The following is a 14,964-nucleotide window of genomic DNA, read 5'->3' as shown; positions in this document are numbered from 1 at the left end:
GCGGATGACTCCGGAGCGGTTTTCGAAACCATACCGCCCGGGCGAGGCTACTTTCCGGTCCATAGCGACGACGGCGGGCTGTGGATGGCGGATGTGTCGGACATCCGGCCGGCGTGAGCCCCAAAAGGCATCGCGGAACCAGCGGCCGGTTGCCGGCTTATCTACGGACCAGTTCCGTGGATCCGTCATGCTGCAACGACCGCAATCCTCCCCTGAACGCCCGGCAGGCGAGGACGAAACCCAAAAGAACGGCGCGCAGAAATCGGCCGAGCGTGCATCGCTCACCTATGTCAGCGATGCCGACCCCGGCATTCGTCGGCTGCGAAAGGGCAAGGGCTTCGTCTATCTCGGGCGCCATGGCCGCCCTGTCTCCACGGCGACGCTTACGCGCATCCGGGCGCTCGCAATTCCACCGGCGTGGACCGATGTGTGGATTTCGCCCGATGCCTGTGGCCATATCCAGGCGACCGGCCGGGACCAGCGCGGGCGCAAGCAATACCGCTACCATGCGCTGTGGGCCGCCGAGCGCGACGGCGCCAAATATTCGAGCCTGATCGCCTTTGCCAGAAGCCTGCCGGAACTGCGCCGCCGCATCGATGCCGATCTGCGCCGCCACGGCCTGCCGGCGGAGCGTGTCGTGGCGGCCACCGTCTGGCTGCTCGACAACACGATGATCCGCGTCGGCAATGCCGCCTACGCCCGCGACAACAAGAGTTTCGGGCTGACGACATTGCGCGACCGCCATGTCGACATCGAGGGATCGAGCCTGCGGTTTGCCTTCAAGGGCAAGTCCGGCAAGGAATGGAAGCTGAAACTGGTCGACCGCCGGATCGCCAGGATCGTGCGCGGCGCGCAGGAACTTCCGGGCCAGAAGCTGCTTCAGTATCTTGGCGAGGACGGCAATCGGCATCCGGTCGGCTCCAGCGACGTCAACGGCTACATCCGCGACGCGGCCGGCGCGGATTTCAGCTCGAAGCATTTCCGCACCTGGGGCGGCACCATCCACGCCGCATCGCTGTTTGCGCAAACCGGGCGTCCGGAAAGCCAGGCGCAGATGAAGCGGGTCATGAACGGCATCATCGACAGGGTCGCCGAGCGCCTGGGCAACACGCGTGCGGTCTGCCGCAAATGCTATATCCACCCGCTGGTCTTCGAAACCTGGTCGGAGGGGCGGCTGCTCAGCGAGATGGCTGAGGCCAGCAAGCGAAAACGCCTGATACCCGGCCTCGACGAAGAGGAGACGCTTGTGCTGAGATGGCTTGAGGCGCGCTGCGCCTGACCGATGGCGCGGGGAGGGCAGCCAAGCCCGTGTGATCGCTCGGCAATTTTTTTATCGACGTTGTGTCGGGAAGGGCCCTACTGTCGCGTCCTTTGATACGGAAAGGACTTGCCATGCTCTATGCCATCCTCTGCTATGCCTCCGAAGACGTCGTCTGCTCTTGGAGCAAGGAACAGGACGACGAGGTGATGGCCAAGCTCCTCAACGTGCAGGAAAAATACGCCCAGGCCGGGCGGCTTGGGCCGGTCGCGCGCCTGCTGCCGACAACCGCGGCGACGACGCTGCGCAGGGTCAAGGGCGAGCCGGTCGTCATCGACGGCCCGTTCGCCGAGACCAAGGAACAGTTCCTCGGCTTCTACACGCTCGAATGCGCCGATCTCGACGAGGCCGTCGACTTCGCGCGCGAGCTTTCCGAGGTCAATCCGAGCGGCGGCTCCTACGAGATACGCCCGGTTTCCATCTTCAATCCCGCCAGAGTGCCCGCATGACCGAGCTTGCCTGGATAAGCACCGCGATCAGCACCGCCCGTCCGCAGGCGATGGGCGCGCTGCTGCGCTACTTCCGCGACCTCGACGCCGCGGAGGAGGCTTTCCAGGACGCATGCCTCAGGGCGCTGAAGAACTGGCCGAAAAACGGCCCGCCGCGCGATCCCGCCGCCTGGCTGATCTTCGTCGGCCGCAACAGCGGCATCGATGCAGTGCGCAAGCGGTCCAAGCAGGCGCCGCTGCCGGAAGAGGACCAGATCTCCGACCTGGAGGATGCCGAGAGCGATATCGCCGAGCGTCTCGACGGCGCCCACTACCGCGACGATATCCTGCGGCTCCTGTTCATCTGCTGCCACCCGGACCTGCCGGCGACGCAGCAGATCGCGGTGGCCTTGCGCATCGTATCCGGCCTTACCGTCAAACAGATCGCGCGCGCCTTCCTGGTCGGCGAAAGCGCCATGGAGCAGCGCATCACCCGCGCCAAGGCGCGCATCGCGGATGCCGGCGTGCCGTTCGAGACGCCGGGCGCCGTCGAGCGCTCGGAGCGGCTCGCAGCGGTGGCCGCGATGGTCTACCTGATCTTCAACGAGGGCTATTCGACCAACAGCGGCGAGGCGCCGGCGCGCGCGCCGCTCTGCGAGGAGGCGATCCGGCTGGCGCGGCTCCTGCTCAGGCTGTTCCAGACCGAGCCGGAGATCATGGGGCTGACGGCGCTGCTGCTGCTGCAGCATGCGCGAGCGCCGGCACGCTTCGACGCCAGTGGCGAGATCGTGCTGCTCGAGGACCAGGATCGGTCGCTCTGGAGCCGCAAGATGATCGACGAGGGCCTGGCGCTTGTCGACAAGGCGCTGCGCCACCAGCAGCCCGGCCCCTACCAGGTGCAAGCGGCGATCGCCGCGCTGCATGCACGGGCGGTGAAGCCCGAGGATACCGACTGGACCGAGATCGACCTGCTCTACAGCCTGCTCGAGCGCATGCAGCCGTCGCCGGTGGTGACGCTCAATCGCGCCGTCGCGGTGGCCAAGGTGCGCGGGCCCGAGGCGGCGCTCGCCATGATCGAGCCGCTTGCTGACAGGCTGTCCGGCTATTTCCACTTCTTTGGCCTCAAGGGCGGGCTGCTGATGCAGCTCGACCGCGGCGATGAGGCGCGCGTTGCCTTCGACCGGGCGATCGCGCTTGCCAACACCGCCGCCGAGGCGGCCCATATCCGCATGCATATCGACCGGCTGATGAAGGAAGGCGCCGAGCGGGCCGCGCAAAAGGCGCGCTGAGCTCTCGGCTCGAAAGTCTGGCCCAACCCTGCGATCCGGGCTTAGACCATGCCGGGGTGGCGGTTTTTCCCCGAAACGAGTAATGCCACGCCATGAACGCGCTCCGACGTGCCCGACGGCACGGACAGGGTGGCGCATGGCTTTGCCCCGTTGCCTTGCGACGGGATCTGAAAGGAACAAAAATGACGATAGCGAAGGAAACGGCCGCACTTCTGGAGAAACTCGGCGTCGCCAAGGACGCGCTTTCGGGCGGCGACCTGATCGTGCGCAGCCCGGTGACGGGAGAGCAGATCGCGGCGCTGAAGACGATCTCGCCGGCGGATGCGGCCAGGACCATCGACGCCGCCCACAAGGCGTTCCAGGCCTGGCGGCTGGTGCCGGGACCGAAGCGCGGCGAGCTGGTTCGCCTGCTTGGCGAGGAACTGCGCGCGCACAAGGCCGAGCTCGGCCGGCTGGTGTCGATCGAGGTCGGCAAGATCCCGTCCGAAGGCCTTGGCGAGGTGCAGGAGATGATCGACATCTGCGATTTCGCCGTCGGCCTCTCCAGGCAGTTGTACGGCCTGACCATCGCCACGGAACGCCCCGGCCACCGCATGATGGAGACCTGGCATCCGCTGGGCGTCGTCGGCGTCATTTCGGCGTTCAATTTTCCGGTCGCGGTATGGTCGTGGAATGCCGCCCTTGCGCTGGTGTGCGGCGACGCCGTGGTGTGGAAGCCGTCGGAAAAGACGCCGCTGACCGCGCTTGCCTGCGAGGCGATCTTCAAGCGCGCGGTCAAGCGCTTCGGCAGTGACGCGCCGGCAGGACTGGCGCCGGTGCTGATCGGCGACCGCGCCGTCGGCGAGATCCTGGTCGACCATCCGAAGGTGCCGCTGGTCTCGGCCACCGGCTCGACCCGGATGGGCAGGGATGTCGGTCCGCGGCTGGCCAAGCGCTTCGCGCGCGCGGTGCTGGAACTCGGCGGCAACAATGCCGGCATCGTCTGCCCGACCGCCGATCTCGACATGGCGCTACGCGCCATCGCCTTTGGCGCCATGGGCACGGCCGGACAGCGCTGCACGACGCTGCGGCGCCTGTTCGTGCACGAAAGCGTCTACGACGCGCTGCTGCCGCGCCTCAAGAAGGCCTACCAGAGCGTCTCGGTCGGCAATCCGCTGGAGACGTCTTCGCTGGTCGGTCCGCTGATCGACAAGGCCGCCTTCGACAACATGCAGAAGGCGCTGCAGGAAGCCACCGCCCATGGCGGCAAGGTGACCGGCGGTTCGCGGGTCGAGAACGGCCATCCGGACGCCTACTACGTGCACCCTGCGCTGGTCGAAATGCCGAAGCAGGTCGCGCCGGTTACGGAGGAGACTTTCGCGCCGATCCTCTATGTGATGAAGTACAGCGATTTCGACGCCGTGCTCGACGAGCACAATGCGGTCGGCGCCGGCCTGTCGTCGTCGATCTTCACCCGCGACCTGCAGGAATCCGAGCGCTTCCTCGGCGTCGACGGCTCGGACTGCGGCATCGCCAATGTCAACATCGGCACCTCGGGCGCCGAGATCGGTGGTGCGTTCGGCGGCGAGAAGGAAACCGGCGGCGGCCGCGAGAGCGGCTCGGATGCCTGGAAGGCCTATATGCGGCGCGCCACCAACACGGTGAACTATTCCAAGGCGCTGCCGTTGGCCCAGGGCGTGTCCTTCGACATCGACTGAGGCCATCGCAACTCGATGGGTTGATGACCATGATTTGCGGCATCTCCCGCACGGGGATGCCGCAGCGATCAGCTGTCGGCTTGCGTGCCGAGGGCCTCGGCGAAAGCGGCGTCGATGATGGCCAGCTTCACGGCCTGGGCGGTCATGTACTCGTTGTAGAAATCGCGCGACACCCACATCACCGATTGGCCGCGTTGGCCAAGCCAGCCGATGCTGCCCATCTCCTCGGCGTCGCGCAGCTTGCGCGCAAGGTGGGTGCGCGAGAGCTTCAGCCATCCGACGAAGTCGCCGATCGAGACCACGACGGTCGGGATGCGGTCCTGGCCGGCGTGATCGGGATCGATGCCCGAAATCAGCCAGTCCATGACGGCGCCGCCGTTGTTCAGCCAGGTGAACAGCGAAAAGGTCTGTTTGGGCTCGCGCACCGGGTGGGACGAAAGCAAGCCGTCGGCCACCAGCGGCTGCAGCCTGGCCAGCGCGTCGGATCGCGCAAGAAAGAGGGACAGCCGGTTCGCGCCGTCGAGACCGTCCAGCGTCTGCAAATGGGCAAGCATCCAGCCCAGCACCTCCTCCAGGCTCGACCGCGTCGGCTGCACGGGGCGAATGCGCGCGTCCTCGTCGGCCGGCACGACCTCGATGAAGCTGTAGTGAAGCATCTCCTTGATGAAGGCGTCGGCGGTGTTGCGGCTGGCCACCTGATGCTGACGGATGGCGTCGATGATACGGGCCGCCGTCGCTTCCTTGCGGTAGTCGCCGGGGTCGCGCCTGAAATGCAGGGCCAGGCCGATATGGGCCATCAGCCAGCGCTGCTGCGTGGCAAAGACGGACGAAAGGCGCGGGTTTGCCTGGTAGGCCTGGTTCATCGCAAGCGCCTGCATCCGCACGCAGCGGTGCAGCGCCGGATGGTCGGCAATCTCTTCGGCGTTCAGCGTCATCCCCCCAGACCCGCTTACGTCTCGACGACTATAGCCGATAGCAGTTTCAACCAGCCGCCGCCAGCCGGTCGGCAGGGCATCACGCAGGTTGTGAAGAAGGCGGTTGCTCAGCCGCTATCCGGCGCTGGAAAACAGGCCTCGAAGGCCGCGTCGACAACGGCGAGCTTGGCCGCCTGGACGGCCATGTATTCGTGGTAGAATTCTTTCGAAACCCACATCAGGGAATGGCCGCGCTGGCCGGTCCAGCCGATGCTGCCGAGTTCCTCGGCGTCGTGCAGCTTGCGCGCGAGATGGGTGCGCGACAGCTTAAGCCATTTGGCAAACTCCGCGATTGAAACGATGCTGGTCGGGATGCGGTCCAACCCGGCATTCTGCGGATCGATGCCGGACATCAGCCAGTCCATGACGATGCCGCCATTGTTGAGCCAGATGAACAGGGAGAAGGTCTGCTCGGGCTCGCGTACCGGCGTCGAGGACAGCAGGCCGTCGGCGATCAGCGGCTGCAATCTGGCCAGCATTTCGGGCCGCTCGAGGAAGGTCGCCAGCCGGTTGCCGCCGTCGAGGCTGTCCAGCGTCCTCAGATGAGCGAGGACCCAGCCGGTGAATGTCTTGATGGTGGCCGCTGTCGGCTGCATAGGGTGAGCGCGCGCATCTCCGCTGGTCGGCAGATATTCGGCGATGTTGTAATGCAGCATCTCCTTGATGAAGGCTTCCGCCGTGTTGCGGCTGGCCACCGAATTCTGGCGTATGACCTTGAGGAAGCGCGCCAGGGTCAGCGCCGTGTGGTGGTCGTTCGGGTCGCGCCTGAAATGCAGCGCGAGGCCGACATGGCCCATCAGCCAGCGCTGCTGCGTGGCGAAGATCGCAGCCAGCCGCGGGCTCGTCTCAAAGATCTGGATAAGCGCCCGCGACTGTTCCTGGACACCGCGGTGTACAGCCGGATGGCCGGCAATATCTTCGGCTTTAAGCGCCATCCTGCTCCTGCTCCGATTCAGCCCTCCGAACCGTGAAAACAGGGCGCACATTTCCAGCCTTCATCGTTGGTGTCCAGTGGCGCGATCACCGTACCAAAGTAGGGCGGGTTGCATTCGGGCCAAGGCCGTCTTCCCCGTTAACTCTTTGCAACCGTTCGCAAAAACCCCTCCCAACAACAGTCAGGCCGACAGCCCCGGTTGTATTGGCGCACGCAACGGGCGGGCATAGGTTTCGCGCCATCCGGCCGGCGATGATTGTCAGGACTCGAGCGCCTGCCGCAGTGCCGGACCGCTCCTGACGCGCAGGTCGAGATCGGCCTCGATATGGTCGATGTGGTGCAGCATCAGCGCGCTGGCGCGTTCGGCGTTGCCGTTCTCCAGCGCCTGCAGGATCTGCAGATGCTCGTTGTGGCCGCAGCTCGAAATGCCGGAGCGGCCATAGAGCGCGATCACCAGAGAGGAGCGCGCGACCAGTTCTTCCATGAAGCGCTGCAGGATGACGTTGCCGGCCACCGATGCCAGCAGCAGATGGAAATCGCCGGAAGCCTTGATCTCGGAGCGCCTCGCGCTCGGCCCGCGCTCGGCGATGAAGCGGCCCTCTTCTTCGAGCTGTGCCTTGAAGGCGGCAACGTCAGCCGGTGTGATGCGCCCGGCAGCGGCAATCGCGATGCCGGGCTCGATCAGCCGGCGCGAGGCAAAGACCTGGCGCGCCTCTTCCGGCGAGGGGTTGGCGACGAAGGCGCCGCGATTGCGCTCGGTGCGCACCAGGCCTTCGAAGGAAAGCATCTGCAGCGCCGCGCGCGCGACGGTACGGCTGACATCGAACAGGGTGCCGACCTCGCCTTCCGACAGCTTTGTTCCGGGCGCCAGCCGGCGGTCGACGATGGCGTCGCGCAGCTGGTCGCGGATCGCCTGGGCGCGATCCTCGTTGGCATTGTCGACGGCAGGGAAGGTCTGGTCGGCGATGTTCATGGCGGTAAGGTCCCTCAGCACTTCTAGCCTGAATCGGGCCGCCTGCACGAGAGCCAAAGTGAACGCAATCGCAGAAAAGATTGCATACGATTTCTGCTTACATCGCCAACAATCGCCCATAATTTGTGCATCGCACAAGAATGCCACTTTGTCAGGCGGTGAGCGCGGCCGCCGATTTTCACGAGGATTCAACCGCTTGAGGGTAGCGGCGGGCAACTGGCACGCATGATGCTTTCGTTAATCCGAGCAAAGAGGAGCCCGGATGTCCAAAGCCGCCGAGATCGACATCGTGTCCGTTTCGAAAGTCTACGGCGCAACCACCGCCGTCGAGGACATCAGCCTCAAGATCCCGGCCGGTACCTATTGCTGCCTGCTCGGTCCGTCCGGCTGCGGCAAGACCTCGACGCTGCGCATGATCGCCGGGCACGAAAGCATCTCCAGTGGCGACGTCCGTCTCGGCAACGTTGTCGTTACCGACCTGCCGCCAGCCAGGCGCGGCACCGCCATGATGTTCCAGTCCTACGCGCTGTTTCCGCATCTCGACCTTGTCGACAACGTCGCCTTCAGCCTGAAGATGAAGGGCGTTGGCAAGGCGGAGCGCCACGCCAAGGCGCTCGACATGCTGAAGCTGATGCAGATGGACGGTTATGCCAGCCGCCGTCCGGCGCAGCTTTCGGGCGGGCAGCAGCAGCGTGTGGCGCTGGCGCGCGCGCTGATCACCGACCCCGAAGCGCTGCTGCTCGACGAGCCGCTTTCGGCGCTCGATCCATTCCTGAAGATCCGCATGCGGGCGGAGCTGAAGAAACTGCAGGCCTCGCTCGGCATCACCTTCGTCCATGTCACCCACAGCCAGGAGGAGGCGATGGCGCTGGCCGACCTGATCGTGGTGATGAACGATGGCCGCATCGAGCAGGCGGCGCCGCCGCGCACGGTGTTCGAATGGCCGGCGACCGCGTTCGTCGCCCGCTTCATGGGCGACCACAATGTCGTCTCCGGGCGTGTCAGCGGCGAGCGCGACGGCTTGGTGTTCTTCGATGTGCCGGGTGGCGCCTCACTGGCCGCGAGCGGGCAGGCCCGCGAACCCGGCGCGCCGATCGACATCGCCATCCGCACCGACCATGTGCGCGTCGGCGAAGCGCCGGCGGCGGGGCTCGGCTTCAGCGGCATCGTTTCCAACGTCGAATATCGCGGCGCGACCGTGAAGCTCTCGGTCAATGGCGCCGGCATCGAGGATTTCACCGTCATCCTCGATGACGAGAGCTTCTACGCCAGGCCGGTCGCCGTCGGCGACGCGGTGCCGATCGCCTGGGATGTCGAGGACGCGATAATCCTCGGCCGCCTCAATTCCTGAACCATCACAACCAAAAAGGGGAACTGACAATGACCAACACCACCGACAAGAAGACAGGCATTTCCCGCCGCTCGCTGCTGCTCAAGACGGGTGCCGCGGCGGTCGGCCTTGCCGCCGGCTCAGGCATCATCACCGGCTTCCCGACGATCTGGGCGCAATCGAACATCACGCTGCGCCAGTTCGGCACCGGCGTGTCGAACCTCAATGCCATCGCCGAGAAGTGCAAGGCGGACCTCGGCATCACGCTGGAGATGACGGCGACCGATTCCGACGCCGCCGCGCAGCGCGCGGTGACGCAGCCCGACAGCTACGACATCGCCGACATCGAATACTGGATCTGCAAGAAGGTGTTTCCCACCGGCGTTCTGCAGCCGATGGATGTCAGCAAGCTGAAATATTACGATGAACTGGTGCCGCTGTTCAAAACCGGCAAGCTGACGCCGGACAGCGTCATCGCCCAGGGTACCGCGCCGCACACGGTCGGCTATGTCGAGGCGCAGGACAGCAAGGTCTTCGCCAAGGCGCCGACCGACTGGTTCACCATGGTGCCGACGATCTACAATGCCGACACGCTGGGCATCCGTCCCGACCTCGTCGGCCGCGACATCACCACCTGGGCCGACATCATGGACCCGGCCTTCAAGGGCAAGACCGCGATCCTCAACATTCCGTCGATCGGCATCATGGACGCGGCGATGATCATGGAGGCCACCGGCAACATCAAATACGCCGACAAGGGCAACATGACCAAGGAGGAGATCGACAAGACGATCGACTTCCTGATCAAGGCCAAGCAGGCCGGGCAGTTCCGCGCCTTCTGGAAGTCCTTCGACGAGAGCGTCAATCTGATGGCGTCGGGCGAAGTGGTGATCCAGTCGATGTGGTCGCCGGCCGTGGCCGCGGTCCGCTCGAAGGGCATTGCCTGCCGGTTCCAGCCGCTTAAGGAAGGCTATCGCTCCTGGGGCGGCGGCCTCGGCCTTGCCGCGCATCTCAAGGGCGCCGAGCTCGACGCCGCCTACGAATACATCAACTGGTACACGTCCGGCTGGGTCGGCGGCTATCTCAACCGCCAGGGCTACTACTCGGCCAACATGGTGTCGGCCAAGAAGTTCATGTCCGAGGACGAGTGGGGCTACTGGATCGAAGGCAAGCCGGCCAAGGGCGATATCCTGTCGCCGGACGGCAAGGTCATGGAGAAGGCGGGCGCGGTGCGCGACGGCGGCTCGTTCGAGCAACGCATGGGCAAGGTCGCCTGCTGGAACTCGGTCATGGACGAGGACCGCTACATGGTGAAGCGCTGGAACGAGTTCATGGCGGCGTGATGCACTGATGGCGGATGACGGCGGCGACGCCGTCGTCATCCGCAAACACAACCGCTCGTCGGATATCCAGCATGACAGTCGCGCTCGAACGCCCTGCAATGGCCGCGGCCAGGCCCGTAAGGCGCCGTCGTTTCTCGATTGGCGCCATCGCCCCCTATCTGCAGGCGACGCCGCTTGCCCTGATCCTCGGCGCGTTCCTGCTGCTGCCGATCCTGATGATCGTTGTCGTCAGCTTCTGGGACTACGATTTCGCAGCGATGTATCCGGATTTTCTGACCACCAATTATGCGGATGTGCTCGGTTCCTGGGTCACCTGGAAGACCTATCTCAACACGCTGAAATACGCGGCCATCGTCTGGGCGCTGACGCTCTTAATCGGCTTCTGGGTCGCCTATTTCCTCGCCTTCCACATCCGCACCACGGCCATGCAGATGGTGCTGTTCCTGGTCTGCACCGTGCCGTTCTTGACCTCCAACATCATCCGCATGATCTCGTGGATCCCGGTGCTTGGCCGCAACGGGCTGGTCAACTCGACGCTGGTGCAGCTGGGGCTAGTGCCGAAGCCGGTCGAATGGCTGCTCTATTCCGAATTCGCCGTGGTGCTCGCCATGGTGCATCTCTACACGCTGTTCATGGTGACGCCGATCTTCAACACGCTGATGCGCATCGACCGCTCGCTGTTCGAGGCCGCGCGCGACGCCGGCGCTTCCGGCTGGCAAATTTTGTGGAACGTCGTCATCCCGCTGGCCAAGCCAGGCATGGCGATCGGCACCATCTTCGTCGTCACGCTGGTGATGGCCGACTTCTCCACCGTCCAGGTGATGTCGGGCGGGCAGAGCGCCTCGGTCGCGCTGATGATGAAGAACCAGATGTCGCTGCTGCAATATCCGGCCGCCGCCGCCAACGCGGTGGTGCTTCTGGTGCTGGTGCTTTTGATGGTCGCCGGCATCCTGCGCATCGTCGACATCCGCAAGGAGCTCTGAGGCGATGCACCGCGAGAAGCGAACTCTCGAATTCTACCTGCTGGCGGCGTTCTTCGCGCTGTTCGTGCTGTTTCTCTACGGGCCGCTGTCGGCGATCCTGATCCTGTCCTTCCAAGGCGAGAATGGCGGGCTGACCTTCCCGCTCAACGGCGTCTCGCTGCACTGGTTCGCCAATCTGTTCGAGAAGCAGGCGGTAGGCGATTTCGGCGGCAGCTTCAGGCGCTCGCTGGCGCTCGGCCTGATGGTGATGGCGGTAACGGTCACGGTGTCGCTGCTCGCCGGGCTCGCCTTCCGTCGCAAGTTTCGCGGCGCCGCGGCCTTGTTCTATCTCGCCGTCGCCAGCCTGGTCGTGCCGTCGATCATCATCAGCCTCGGCATCGGCGTCGTCTTCCAGCAGATCGGCTTTCGTCCCGCCTGGTACACGTCGGCTTTCGGCGCGCATCTGACCTGGACCTTGCCGTTCGGCGTGCTGATCATGTTCGCCGTCTTCAACCGCTTCTCGCCGGCCTATGAGGAAGCCGCGCGCGATCTCGGGGCGTCGTCCTGGCAGACCTTCGCGCATGTGGTGCTACCGATGATCGCGCCCAGCCTGATCGGCGTCGGCCTGTTCGGCTTTACGCTTTCCTATGACGAGTTCGCCCGCACGCTGATGACGTCGGGCAGCTTCAACACGCTGCCGCTCGAGATCTACGGCATGACGACGAATGTAACGACGCCGGTGCTCTATGCGCTTGGCACGGTGACCACCGTGTTCTCTTTCCTGGTGATCCTGCTGACGCTCGGCGCGATCGTCTATGTCGGCCGCCGCCGGGCGCGAGCCTGAACGGAGCCAACGTGCAGATTCTTGTGGTGAACCCGAACACGACCGCCAGCATGACCGAAACCGTCGCGGCGGCCGCCCGCTCGGTTGCCAGCGTCTCGACGGAGATCTTCGCAGTCACCTCGTCGATGGGGCCGGTGTCGATCGAGGGCTACTACGACGAAGCACTTGCCGTGCCCGGCCTGCTGGTCGAGATCGCCGCCGGCGAGCGTGCCGGCGCGCAGGCGGCGATCATTGCCTGCTTCGACGACACCGGGTTGGACGCGGCGCGCGCCATGGCGACCATCCCGGTCATCGGCATTTGCGAAGCGGCGCTCAGCGTCGCCTCCTTCATTGCCCAGCGTTTCAGCGTGGTGACCACCACCGAACGTTCGCGCGTGCCGGTCGAAGAGCTGGTGCGGCGCTACGGCATGGCCGCGCGAGCCCGCGTGCGCGCCGCCGACATTCCGGTCCTGGCGCTGGAGGACCCGTCGTCGGGCGCCATCGTCAAGCTGCGCGACGAGATCGCGCGCGCCATCGAGCAGGATCGCGCCGAGGCGATCGTGCTCGGCTGCGCCGGCATGGCCGATCTTGCCGCCGAACTGCAACGGGAGTTCCGCGTGCCGGTCATCGACGGCGTCGGCGCCGCAGTGAAGCAGGCCGAGGCGCTGATTGCGCTTGGCCTGTCGACATCCAAACGCGGCGCCTATGCAAACCCGCTGGCAAAGCCCTATCGTGGCGTTCTGAAATCCTTCGCCCCGGGTGCCGTCGCCGCCGAGTGATACGATGCCGAGAACAATCCGCGTGCTCGCTTCGCAAGAGGTGGAAATGCTTGTCGACTGGGCCGCGGGCGAAGGCTGGAACCCGGGCTTTGGCGATGCCGCCCTGTTCCAGGCGGCCGACCCCGAAGGCTTCATCGGCGCCTTCGTCGACGGCCAGATGGTGGCCGGCATCTCGGCCGTCGCCTATGGCGACCGCTTCGGCTTCATCGGCCTCTATATCTGCCGTCCCGACCGGCGCGGCGAGGGGCATGGCAAGGCGGTCTGGGACGCCGGCATGGCGCGGCTCGGCAATCGCACGATCGGCCTCGACGGTGTCGTCGAGCAGCAGCCCAATTACCGGCGCATGGGATTTCAGCCCGCCTACGAGACGCTCCGCTACAGCGGCCATGCCGCAGGTCTCGCCGGCGGCGGCGACATCCGGCCGCTGACGCCCGATCTGACTGCCGACGTCCTCGCCTATGACCGCGGCTGTTTCCCGGCGCCACGCCCGGCTTTCCTTGAAAGATGGCTGCAGCCGCCCCGCGTTGCCTTGCTGGCCATGAAAGCCGGCCGGACTTGCGGCTACGGCGTGGCGCGGCAGTGCCGGGAAGGGTTCAAGGTCGGGCCGCTGTTCGCCGACGATACCGAGACCGCGCTGCGGCTGCTGGCCGCGCTGACCGACATGATGAGGGGCACGCTGCACATCGACGTGCCGGTGGCCGATGCGGATTTCATTGCGGCGCTTCGGGCCGCCGGCCTGTCGCCCGGCTTCAGCACGACCCGGATGTATCGGGGAGGCGTGCCGGCAAACGCGCAAGCCAGGGTGTTCGGCATAACGACGCTCGAGCTGGGCTGACGCGGAGGGCCGCTATCGCCGCGCCGAGCGCCGCAGCGCCTGGGGCGGCTGGCCGAAGCCGCGCATGAAGGCGCGGCGCATGCGGCCGGGATCGCCGAAACCGGTGGCGGCGGCGATACGATCGAGAGAGGCGGAGCTGGTCTCCACCGCGGTTCGGGCGGTTTCCAGGCGCAGCCGCTCCACGGCCTTGGCAGGCGTAGTTCCCGTTTCTCCAGTGAAGGCACGGGCGAAGTGGCGCGGGCTCATGGCTGCGCGGTCGGCGAGAACCTCGACCGTCAGCGGCTCGGCGAGATGGTCCCGCATCCACTCAATCAAATCGGCGAAGCGGCCGGTGCGGCCGCCGAGCTCCACCAGCGAGGAAAACTGCGACTGGCCGGACCTGCGCTGGTGGACGACAAGCTGCTGCGCAGTGCGGCGCGCGACGTCCTGGCCGAGATCGTCCTCGATGAGGGCGAGCGCGAGGTCGATGCCGGCGGAAATGCCGGCCGAGGTCCAGACATCGCCATCGTGGACGAAGATGCGGTCCGCATCGACGCTGATCCTCGGATAGCGGCGGGCGAAATCGTCCGTGCTTGCCCAATGCGTGGTGGCGCGGCGCCCGTCGAGCAGCCCGGCTTCCGCCAGCAGATAGGCGCCCGAGCAGACGCTGGCGATCCGCCGCGCGCGGCCGCGTTTCAGCCAGGCGGCGATCTGTTCGGCCGCCGCCAGCGAGCGCACGATCTCGCCGCCGGAAATGATGACCGTGTCGAAGCGCTCGTCGCGCAGGGGCGTCGCGGACAGGCCGATGCCCGACGAGCTTTCGATCGCGCCGCCGCCTGGCGCCAGCATCGCGAGCTCATAGCTGCCGGGGCAGAAACGACCGGCGATCTCGAAGGCCGCCGTCGGGCCCGCGGCATCCAGCAGCTGGAAACCCGGATGGATAATGATCGCGACTGTCCGTTTCATGGCAGTTTTTGCACGATTTATGTCATTTCGGACAAAGCCTAGCGTCTTTACACTTCGGGTCAATCCTTCGACCTGATGGGAGTGAACTATGCGCTTGCGGACCATCTTGTGGAGCGGAGTCGCCGCCGTCCTGCTTGTCCTTGTGGCTGGGGCGGGATGGGTGCTGTCGCTGCCGCCGGCATCCGGGGCCCTCGCCGCGCCGGCGATCGACAGGCAGGAGGCGGACGCCACGATAGCGGCGCTGAAGCCGCGACGGCAGCAGCGGCCGCTGGTCGCCATCATCAGCATCAACGATGCGACCGAAACCACCGACTATCTCATGCCCTACGGCATT

The 14,964-nt window shown here is 65.7% G+C and carries 13 protein-coding genes and 2 pseudogenes; 11 read left to right on the top strand and 4 right to left on the bottom strand.

The window, feature by feature from the left end; genetic code table 11:
• Positions 1–187 precede the first annotated feature (187 nt).
• From EN738_RS17220 to EN738_RS17205, 4 genes are all read left to right on the top strand, one after another.
• Positions 188–1,279 (top strand): DNA topoisomerase IB, encoded by a 1,092-nt coding sequence (locus EN738_RS17220; protein WP_127284728.1) that lies wholly within the window; start codon positions 188–190, stop codon positions 1,277–1,279.
• A gap of 113 nt (positions 1,280–1,392) precedes the next feature.
• Positions 1,393–1,767, top strand: a complete 375-nt coding sequence (locus EN738_RS17215; protein ID WP_127284727.1) for a YciI family protein — start codon at positions 1,393–1,395, stop codon at positions 1,765–1,767.
• A complete protein-coding gene (locus tag EN738_RS17210; RefSeq protein ID WP_127284726.1) occupies positions 1,764–3,035 on the top strand; it encodes an RNA polymerase sigma factor in 1,272 nt (423 codons plus the stop codon). Before EN738_RS17215 ends, EN738_RS17210 begins: the two co-directional genes overlap by 4 nt.
• Before the next feature lie 182 nt (positions 3,036–3,217).
• The gene (locus EN738_RS17205; RefSeq protein ID WP_127284725.1) at positions 3,218–4,732 is read left to right on the top strand and encodes an aldehyde dehydrogenase family protein; all 1,515 of its coding nucleotides are present in this window, start codon (positions 3,218–3,220) and stop codon (positions 4,730–4,732) included.
• 68 nt (positions 4,733–4,800) lie between these two features.
• On the opposite strand, the gene EN738_RS17200 is transcribed toward EN738_RS17205, so the two are convergent.
• The 3 genes from EN738_RS17200 to EN738_RS17190 all read right to left on the bottom strand — a co-directional run bounded on the left by EN738_RS17200 (position 4,801) and on the right by EN738_RS17190 (position 7,613).
• Complete coding sequence (locus EN738_RS17200) at positions 4,801–5,667, bottom strand: hypothetical protein (protein WP_127284724.1); 867 nt, start codon at positions 5,665–5,667, stop codon at positions 4,801–4,803.
• Between the two features lie 107 nt (positions 5,668–5,774).
• Positions 5,775–6,641 (bottom strand): hypothetical protein, encoded by an 867-nt coding sequence (locus EN738_RS17195; protein ID WP_187331327.1) that lies wholly within the window; start codon positions 6,639–6,641, stop codon positions 5,775–5,777.
• A 258-nt stretch (positions 6,642–6,899) separates the two neighbouring features.
• Entirely contained in the window at positions 6,900–7,613 is a 714-nt protein-coding gene (locus EN738_RS17190; RefSeq protein ID WP_127284722.1) for a GntR family transcriptional regulator, read from the bottom strand.
• Positions 7,614–7,875: 262 nt separating this feature from the next.
• Between EN738_RS17190 and EN738_RS17185 the strand changes: the two genes are divergently transcribed.
• The 6 genes and pseudogenes from EN738_RS17185 to EN738_RS17160 all read left to right on the top strand — a co-directional run bounded on the left by EN738_RS17185 (position 7,876) and on the right by EN738_RS17160 (position 13,685).
• Entirely contained in the window at positions 7,876–8,964 is a 1,089-nt protein-coding gene (locus tag EN738_RS17185) for an ABC transporter ATP-binding protein (RefSeq protein ID WP_127284721.1), read from the top strand.
• 29 nt (positions 8,965–8,993) lie between these two features.
• Entirely contained in the window at positions 8,994–10,286 is a 1,293-nt protein-coding gene (locus tag EN738_RS17180) for a PotD/PotF family extracellular solute-binding protein (RefSeq protein WP_127284720.1), read from the top strand.
• Between the two features lie 143 nt (positions 10,287–10,429).
• Positions 10,430–11,269 (top strand): annotated as a pseudogene (locus EN738_RS17175) (ABC transporter permease); the annotation flags it as partial.
• A gap of 4 nt (positions 11,270–11,273) precedes the next feature.
• Positions 11,274–12,092 carry an ABC transporter permease gene (locus EN738_RS17170; protein ID WP_127284718.1) on the top strand — a complete coding sequence of 273 codons (819 nt, stop codon included), beginning with the start codon at positions 11,274–11,276 and terminating at the stop codon, positions 12,090–12,092.
• Between the two features lie 11 nt (positions 12,093–12,103).
• Entirely contained in the window at positions 12,104–12,850 is a 747-nt protein-coding gene (locus EN738_RS17165) for an aspartate/glutamate racemase family protein (protein ID WP_127284717.1), read from the top strand.
• 4 nt (positions 12,851–12,854) lie between these two features.
• The gene (locus tag EN738_RS17160) at positions 12,855–13,685 is read left to right on the top strand and encodes a GNAT family N-acetyltransferase (protein ID WP_127284716.1); all 831 of its coding nucleotides are present in this window, start codon (positions 12,855–12,857) and stop codon (positions 13,683–13,685) included.
• A gap of 12 nt (positions 13,686–13,697) precedes the next feature.
• On the opposite strand, the gene EN738_RS17155 is transcribed toward EN738_RS17160, so the two are convergent.
• The gene (locus EN738_RS17155) at positions 13,698–14,630 is read right to left on the bottom strand and encodes a GlxA family transcriptional regulator (RefSeq protein WP_127284715.1); all 933 of its coding nucleotides are present in this window, start codon (positions 14,628–14,630) and stop codon (positions 13,698–13,700) included.
• A gap of 88 nt (positions 14,631–14,718) precedes the next feature.
• On the opposite strand from EN738_RS17155, the pseudogene EN738_RS17150 reads away from it, so the two are divergent.
• Positions 14,719–14,964, top strand: a pseudogene (locus tag EN738_RS17150) (transcriptional regulator); the annotation flags it as partial.

The organism is Mesorhizobium sp. M4B.F.Ca.ET.017.02.2.1, from assembly GCF_003998955.1.
Taxonomy (GTDB): Bacteria; Pseudomonadota; Alphaproteobacteria; order Rhizobiales; family Rhizobiaceae; genus Mesorhizobium; species Mesorhizobium abyssinicae.
The sequence above is the reverse complement of the archived record's forward strand: the minus strand, read 5'-3'. Positions and strand labels throughout refer to the sequence as shown.